Genomic DNA, 6,468 nt, shown 5'->3' on the forward strand with positions numbered 1-6,468 from the left:
TTCTTCTTCAGTTGCACTCTCCAGCCGGTATGCACCTCCAGTGACGCGCACATGGCGGCATATTCTTTCGCACTCATCTCGTGCAAGTGCAGCGTTCGCCCGTTCGTGAAGCTCGACACAAGCGTCTCCTTGTCTGCGCCAGGCAGCGCCTTCAGCAGACAGTAGAAACGCGCATAGTTCCGTTCTTGTTTCATAAAATCTATTATTTATCTTCTACAACCATAAAATCTGCAGGAATGGCTTTAACAGTAATCTCTTTCTCAACCTTATCAGGGTCTATGCCATTCCCCTTAAAATCTATATTGGCACACAAATACTCCCAGCATTGTTTTTTAATTTTATTCGCATTACATGTATATCCACGTGGGACGAATATTCCCTCCAGAACAAGCTTATTATATCCTTCAGGTCTTACAATTACTTTGACCAAATACTTTTTGGGAAATTTCTCTACTTTAGCCATAGCTTTTCCTCCTTCCAGTCTTTATAATTCTGGCGAGCTTTAGCAACAGCCTCGNCCACGCTGTTCTTGAAGATGTCGATATCGAACAGTGGCTTGCCATTCACGCAGATGTACAGCCTGCCGTTAAATTCCATCACCTGCACGGCTTCCCGTGCCTCCGCGTCGAGCTGAGCCTGCCGCTCCGCCTCAATGCGCTCTGCACGCTTCTCGTGCCACACTTGAATACGTCTTTTGATTTCTTCTAAAAAGTTGCTCATAATCGTTTATATTAAATTGATGTAAAACTTATTCCCATTGATATTGCCCTACGCTCCATCACTCCCGATCGGTGAGTAGCCGCTGTTATGAACGCTTCATTGGAAGCACGGGCTATCTCATAGCCTTTCCTTCGCAAACCATTACGGAGGCATATCTTCTCTTTTGATGCCTGCACTACACGGAGTTTTGTCTTTTGCTCCAGCCCGAACAATACCCTGCGTTTCTCCGCCTTGAAGGTTTTCTTGCGTTGTTCTCCAATGTGGCGGTGCATGGCGTCAAAGGCTTCTGCCGACATTTTGTCCTTTTGCCGCTCGCCCTTCTTGAACTGATAAGCCTTGCCATAGCGCAGCAGGTTTTCCTTTCCTCGATTACCGACACCTCGATTTGCTTTGGCAGCGCAATCTGCTGCATTCTGTTGCATAGCCTTCGTGAAGTCGGAGGTCTTGTTCAGTCCCATATCTCGTGCAATCCTTACTACCGTTCTTGGCGATATTCCTAAATGGTCGGCAATGTCTGCATTCTTTGTTGTTCCAAAGTTTTTGCACATCCATTCCTGTTCTGCTTCAGATAGGATTATCTTGCTGTATTTATTTCTTTCCATTGCTATTCTTCCGCTTTCCACTCAATAGTTATCATGGCATCGAGTCTGCCGCTGCCCTTACATATCGGGCATTCCTTCTTATAGCGTTCCTGCCATTCGTCCTCCTGCCAATGGTAGCCGTTGCCTTGACAGTAGGAGCATGCGTGTCCACGACTCTCGATATGGTCTGCCATACGTCCACCTGGAGTCATTCGACCTGGTTCAATTTCAATTATCCGTCTTTCCTTGCTCATCGCTTTGTTGTTTTGATAGTCTTATTCTTTCTGGTATCACTACGGTAAAGTTGCAATACCGGTAGCACTCGCCTTCCTCTTTCACAGGATAGGGGTTGTTGCCCCATCCTTTTATCTCTTTGCCGCAGATGCAGCATTGCTTAATCTTATGCTCCATATTTTATCGTATTTCTAATTGTACATTAAAATGATACTCTTTGCACAATCGCCGTATCTGTATGATAGTGAAAGGCTCGCCATCGTACGCAAAGAATATCGTGCGTTCCCGCGTCTGTACTTTCACTCCTTTCTTTCTCAACCTGTACAGCAGGTTGTCTCGTTTGCTTGCCATATCATAGATTGTTACTCGTTTTCAAAATGCCTTCTTTCCACACCACGTAATGATTTCCAGCTTCACCGATTGACCTGCCCAAGCAGTAGGCCTTATAACCCATCACGCGCACTTTCATATCACAGATATACCTCAGCCGTCGTGCCGGTTTCCCTGTTGGCTCACTTTTGTCTTCCTGACTAATGAAAATAAAACACTTGCGATTGAAACGACGCATCAAGGCAACGGCAGCAGGATAAGTCCACCCGAAATCATCGTAAGCAACTTGGTAGGAGTCCACGATAATGAATTTAGGAGATTTTGGTTTGGCAAGACGCTCGGCAAGTTCCTCTATCGACTCATCTGTAACGACCCGGAAGCGGCCCTGCACCTCGTTCATTCCCAAATAGCCCATGCGACGCTGGAAACTCTGGTTCACGCGTTCCTCATAACTCATGTAAAGAACAAGCCCATACTTGCACAGTTCCTTCCCCAACTGCATCACGAATGAACTCTTGCCCTGTGCGCTCGCACCGCTGATAAACCAAGAGGCATTCTCAGCAGGGAAACCGAATGGGTCGCTCCACTGCTCGCCCCAAGGCAGCGTCACCCATTTCTTGGCTGCAATCTCTTTCGGACTGTATGCTCGTTTCGCCATTACTACTTTTTCAAGACCTCTATCAATTTGTCGGCTGCAACTACTGATACCCATGCAGCAGCTTCCAAAATATCTCCCATAGTCTCATCACCATGCACTTTGGCTTGGCTGCACGCCATAGTATAATAGTCTTTAGCTATCTCATACCTGCGCTGTTCCCATTCTATCTCATTAGCCTTTGCCAATTCTTTTCGGATACCGATAACGGCTTCCATAGCTTCCATTTCTATATTTGTCATAACTATGCTCCTCTCTTCAATTTTTCGATTTCTGTATATACTCGCCTCAGTCCGCCACCGCTCTTGCGTACTATCTGACCGATGTCCGTGCCTTTCGGAGCGTTCACGCTTGCCACAGCGTGGGCTTGCTCCAATAGAAACTCACGGCGATCATCTTCTTGGTCAGGCGTTACACGACTGTACTTGCCGCCGTATCGTGAGAATATCTCGGCATAGCCTACCTTCTGATGTTCCACCATTCTGTTGATCTTGGCACGCAAACCATCAGCTCCCATCATATACCAGCCACAGCACATTTCCGTAGCGTTCCACAAGGCTTTTAGTTCAAGGAAAGCCTCGTACTGCAAGTCTCCAGCTTCGTCCAGCACAACCAATGGACGCTCCATGGAGCGTAGGTAATACACGAGGTCTTCATAGGTGTCCTGATACTTGCCGCTGATGCCCACGCCAAACTCCCGGGCTATCTTCTTCACCAACGCACGCTTGGTTTTCACCTGTGAGCAATCTACGTAAATAGCGTTACGGTGTTCCTTGACGTACCAACGCGCAGTATATGTTTTGCCGATGTTCGGAAGGTCGCAGAGTATTACGCTCAGGCTGCGTTCCTGGCAGGCGCTCAACTGCAGGCTGATATATTTGAAAGTCTCCGTCTGTGCACCTTTCCACTCTATTGTCTCGCGTAAGTTCACATCCAGCTTCCGGGCAATGTTCACCCAGTTGGCGTCGCTCAGCGCTTTCTCCGTCTGACCTTTTTTCAAACCGTTGTACACGCTGGCAGATATTCCCAGCGCCGATGCGTGCTTCGCATCGCTCGGATAGTTCTTGCGGTTGGCTGTTATCGCCTCTAATATCCGCTGTTTTTGCATCTCACTAATCATATTCTAATGGCATTTTAATTATCGTGCAAATGAGCGCAATCAAGCTTGCTTGTTTTGCCGAATGCAGCCGATAATCAATTTCGTTAATGTTATTCTATATATCTGCGACTGCTCTGTCCGATGCGCTTGGCAATGGCATTCTTGGCTCACATTTCTGAGGAACGGAGATTTTTACTTCCAGTACCTCCTGCTGTGCCTGTTGGCTCGGCTTCAGTATTCCCAGTCTGTCAATGGCGTTGTCCTCAACATATTTGTTGAATTTCGCTATCTTCTTCTGCTGTTCCACGAACGCTGCTTGGTCTTCTTCAGTCTGTTCGGCCATCACACGGCTGTAGGTGTTCACTTTCTCAACTGTGTCGATGTATTTGCCCTTTTGATAGATAAACACCTCTTGTGGTGCGCCCTCATCGTCCGGCAGATAGCAGGCGGTAACCTTGTAATTGTTCGGTTCCAGCCGTTCCAGTACGCTCGTGCTGCTCAGCCACCAGTCTTCGTGGGCCACCCTTACGGTCGAATTTCTGCGAATGCTTGTTTTCACACGCTCGCCGATATGGTGGGCAAGTGTTCTCGCATCGTATGGCAGCAGGTTCGGGTTGATGTTTGCCTCCAGCACCTGCCAGCGCGTCATACCCGGATACATCTTCTGATTCGGGTGCAGCATATTGTTCCACTCTTCATTGTCCTTGCGGTCATCGGCAACCAGCTGCTCCCAAGTGAAATATTCCTTGTCCTCGTAGAGTTCGTTGGTCTCATCGCTGATTTTCTTGTACTCCTGACGCCACTTGCCCTTGCCATAGAAACGGCCGATACCCTCGTGGTTCTTGTGTATCACGCTGCGCTTCTTCGCACCGTTCAACGGCTCGGCATATTTCTCCTGTGAGTTCAGAGGGGCGCAGAAGCGCACGAACTTGAACACGGTCTCGGCTTTCAGGAAGCCCTCCTTATACTGGCTCATCAGGTGGTTCTCCACCTCGATACCGGCAGGAATGCCCCAGCCGTTACTGGCTATCAGCCGGAACATGTCACGAAAACAGTCCACCACAAGCTGCTCGTCCTTCTTCCTCGCATAGCTGGCACCCACCACGCACTGACTCACCACATCGTAGGCATAATATGCATGTACCCTCTGTTTCGTGTCCTTCAGCTTTCGTGTCAGGTCCACGTCGTCCATCGTGATTTGACTCAGTGAGAACTGTCCGCTGTGTCTGTGCATATAAGGCATTTGCTCGTGCATAAAGGTACTCCAGCTCGACAGCGATTTCTCTATCAGCATCTTGGTTGCTGGCTCGTTCAGTATATTGTTGATAGTGCTCTCGCTCAGGGACTTCGGGTCACCGTTCTTATCCGTGAAATCATCGGGATTGAACAATTCGCCAGTCTTCGGGTCGTAAACATCAAGCTCGCCACAGACAAAGCTGATATACATCTCGTGTACGTTGCTGTTGTAGGGTTTGTTCGGCAAGACTGCCAAGCCACGGATCAGTTGCTTAGTCTTGTAATCCACTTTCCTTGCGCTCTGATTGCCGAACTTGCCGCTGATTAAGCAACCGTAGCCACCTCGCTTGTAGTCGTTCACCTTCTTCCTAAAACGCAGCGTACTCGTCGGAAGTGTGTGCCCCAGTTCCTCGCGCAGGATTTCAATGGTCTTGGCCATCATGTCCCAGTTGTACTTGCCACCGAACAGGCGTTGGCTGTCCCGTGCACGCTCGTAGAGCTTGATGCAGGTGTTCAGCACCGAAGCGTTGATAATGTACTCGCGCTTCTTTTCGTCCTCAAGGTCGATGCCTGTCTTGCTTCGGTCATGGAAGAAGGCGATGGCTGCCTGATCCATCTCATAGTTGGATAGCACCCATGCCTTGATGCGAACCTCATCGCCGCCAGGGTACTTTTTCTCAACAGCCTCCTTATACTTACTCGGCAAACTGTCAATGGCAATCAGAGCACAACAGTCATTCGCACCACCACCACGACGAACCACCTTCACCTTCTTTCGATAGGTCAGGTTATTGTAGTTGGAGGCTGTTATAATGCCACCATCTACGAGTTCGCTGTATGATATGCAAAGTTTGTTACCGTAATACTCCATGCTGCTTTTTTCTTTATCGCAATGTTGCTGCCCAGTCTTGAATGCCCTGAATGTCGGTCAGCATCACATCGTCATAGTGGCGTATTTTCTCGCCCTTCTTGTACACGTCGCAACAACCGCCATTCTTATCAAACTCAAGCAACACATCACCAAGGTAATGCCGCATATAGCCGTCAGCATCATGCAGCACCTCCAACTCTGGAGCTTCAACCATCACAAAACCACCTCGCTGCAAGGCAAGCATGCGTATCTTCTTCATAAGGTCGGTGCCCTCGTTCATATCCGTGTAATGAGTCGCATTGAATATCGTGCGCTCGGTAATGTCAAAAGCCTTCGCGATAAACTCGCGGTCCTCTTTCTGAATGTGAATGTACTTTTTCATAATCTCACTTAATTTATTTATTATACTTGGGACGGATGCCGGGAGTCGAACCCGGAGGTAGCGAACCTGCTGTCCGAGCCATCCTCCTTGTTATCCTTACACTCTATTCACCTGCTGATTTTTGTTCACGACGTCTTAGAGATGTAAACATCATATTCCTTAAAGAATAACATGCCCAATACGCTTCGTTACGATAACAGGAATAGCTATTCTCTGCCATAATGCGCATGCTACTTATCACCTCGCTTAATGCATCAACCAACGCATCTATTTTTTCAACACTCACTCTATCTAAAAGTTTCTCATTCATAATCTTTAATCCTTTAAATTCGTTAATCTCGCCCCTTTTCCGTATCTTTG

11 protein-coding genes and 1 pseudogene are annotated in these 6,468 nt (G+C 48.0%); all 12 read right to left on the reverse strand.

The window, feature by feature from the left end; all coding sequences use genetic code 11:
* Nucleotides 1-194 (reverse strand): annotated as a pseudogene (locus tag HMPREF9304_RS07740) (hypothetical protein); the annotation flags it as partial.
* A gap of 8 nt (nt 195-202) precedes the next feature.
* On the reverse strand, nt 203-463 hold the full coding sequence (locus HMPREF9304_RS07745) for a hypothetical protein (RefSeq protein WP_036928009.1): 261 nt from the start codon (nt 461-463) through the stop codon (nt 203-205).
* A gap of 268 nt (nt 464-731) precedes the next feature.
* Nucleotides 732-1,322: a helix-turn-helix domain-containing protein gene (locus HMPREF9304_RS07755; protein ID WP_036928033.1), complete on the reverse strand. Its 591-nt coding sequence runs from the start codon at nt 1,320-1,322 to the stop codon at nt 732-734.
* Between the two features lie 2 nt (nt 1,323-1,324).
* Nucleotides 1,325-1,555: a hypothetical protein gene (locus tag HMPREF9304_RS07760; protein WP_036928035.1), complete on the reverse strand. Its 231-nt coding sequence runs from the start codon at nt 1,553-1,555 to the stop codon at nt 1,325-1,327.
* Entirely contained in the window at nt 1,530-1,712 is a 183-nt protein-coding gene (locus HMPREF9304_RS07765) for a hypothetical protein (RefSeq protein ID WP_036928037.1), read from the reverse strand. The genes HMPREF9304_RS07760 and HMPREF9304_RS07765 overlap by 26 nt, the downstream gene beginning before the upstream one ends.
* A gap of 3 nt (nt 1,713-1,715) precedes the next feature.
* Nucleotides 1,716-1,886 (reverse strand): hypothetical protein, encoded by a 171-nt coding sequence (locus HMPREF9304_RS14675; protein WP_197061654.1) that lies wholly within the window; start codon nt 1,884-1,886, stop codon nt 1,716-1,718.
* 1 nt (nt 1,887) lies between these two features.
* Nucleotides 1,888-2,523, reverse strand: coding sequence for a DNA repair protein RadA family protein (locus HMPREF9304_RS07770; RefSeq protein WP_036928039.1), 636 nt, complete (start codon nt 2,521-2,523; stop codon nt 1,888-1,890).
* A 2-nt stretch (nt 2,524-2,525) separates the two neighbouring features.
* Nucleotides 2,526-2,762 (reverse strand): hypothetical protein, encoded by a 237-nt coding sequence (locus tag HMPREF9304_RS07775; RefSeq protein ID WP_036928042.1) that lies wholly within the window; start codon nt 2,760-2,762, stop codon nt 2,526-2,528.
* Between the two features lie 2 nt (nt 2,763-2,764).
* Complete coding sequence (locus tag HMPREF9304_RS07780) at nt 2,765-3,640, reverse strand: AAA family ATPase (RefSeq protein ID WP_036928044.1); 876 nt, start codon at nt 3,638-3,640, stop codon at nt 2,765-2,767.
* 94 nt (nt 3,641-3,734) lie between these two features.
* Nucleotides 3,735-5,726, reverse strand: a complete 1,992-nt coding sequence (locus HMPREF9304_RS07785) for a hypothetical protein (RefSeq protein ID WP_036928046.1) — start codon at nt 5,724-5,726, stop codon at nt 3,735-3,737.
* Nucleotides 5,727-5,739: 13 nt separating this feature from the next.
* The gene (locus tag HMPREF9304_RS07790) at nt 5,740-6,108 is read right to left on the reverse strand and encodes a hypothetical protein (RefSeq protein ID WP_052046017.1); all 369 of its coding nucleotides are present in this window, start codon (nt 6,106-6,108) and stop codon (nt 5,740-5,742) included.
* A 103-nt stretch (nt 6,109-6,211) separates the two neighbouring features.
* Nucleotides 6,212-6,468: hypothetical protein (locus HMPREF9304_RS14680; protein ID WP_231564496.1), on the reverse strand; the 257-nt coding region annotated here is incomplete at its 5' end.

It is taken from the genome of Hoylesella timonensis S9-PR14, from assembly GCF_000762405.1.
GTDB classification, from domain to species: domain Bacteria; phylum Bacteroidota; class Bacteroidia; order Bacteroidales; family Bacteroidaceae; genus Prevotella; species Prevotella timonensis_A.